Source organism: Streptococcus sp. HMSC064H09 (genome assembly GCF_001812625.1).
GTDB lineage: Bacteria > Bacillota > Bacilli > Lactobacillales > Streptococcaceae > Streptococcus.
Map to the genome: position 1 here is coordinate 125293 of NZ_KV809593.1, position 848 is coordinate 126140.

The 848-nt window shown below is 38.7% G+C and carries 1 protein-coding gene; it reads left to right on the forward strand.

Features of this window, described 5'->3' with window-relative positions; translation table 11 throughout:
* On the forward strand, window positions 1-848 hold an 848-nt coding region (locus HMPREF2867_RS11595; RefSeq protein ID WP_305366816.1), incomplete at both ends, for a Spy0128 family protein.

Consider the following 848-nt stretch of genomic DNA (forward strand, 5'->3'; position numbering starts at 1 on the left):
AGTTGGTACTCACAAGTACACTGTAGAAGAAGTTCAAGGTTCTGAAGCAGGAATGCAATATGATACGATGAAAGCTGAAGTAACAATTACTGTTACTAAAGAAGGTCACGTACTTAAAGCAACAAACACTCTTCCATCAGATACAGAATTCAACAATACTTTCACACCTGCTGCAACACAAGCACAATTCCGCTTCACAAAACGTTTGGAAGGTAAGACTCTTGAAGCTAATGCCTTCACATTCGAATTGCTTGAAAACGGTAATGTGATTCAAACTAAACAAAATGCGGCTGATGGTTCAATTCAATTTGACCCAATCTCATATGCAACTGTAGGTACACACACTTACACTGTACGTGAAAAAGCTGGAACAGATACAAACATTGATTACGATTCAATGAACGCAGTTGTGACTGTAAATGTCACAAAAGACGCTCAAACAGGTCTTTTGAACGCTGCCGTTACAATGCCAGCTGATACTGAGTTCAACAACTTTGCTGTAGCTCCAGTTAAGACTAAGTTTGACTTTAGCAAGGCTCTCGCAGGTCGTGAGTTGAAAGCCGGTGAATTTAGCTTTGTATTGAAAGATTCAACTGGTAAAGTTCTTCAAACTAAGACAAATACTAAAGAAGGTGTTGTAGCCTTTGATGACTTGACCTTTGACAATACACAAGTTGGTACTCACAAGTACACTGTAGAAGAAGTTATCCCAGAAAATAAAGAAGCTGGTATGACTTACGATACAATGAAGGCTGAAGTAACAATCACTGTTACTAAGGAAGGTCACGTACTTAAAGCAACAAATACCCTTCCTTCAGATACAGAATTCAACAATACTTTCACACCTG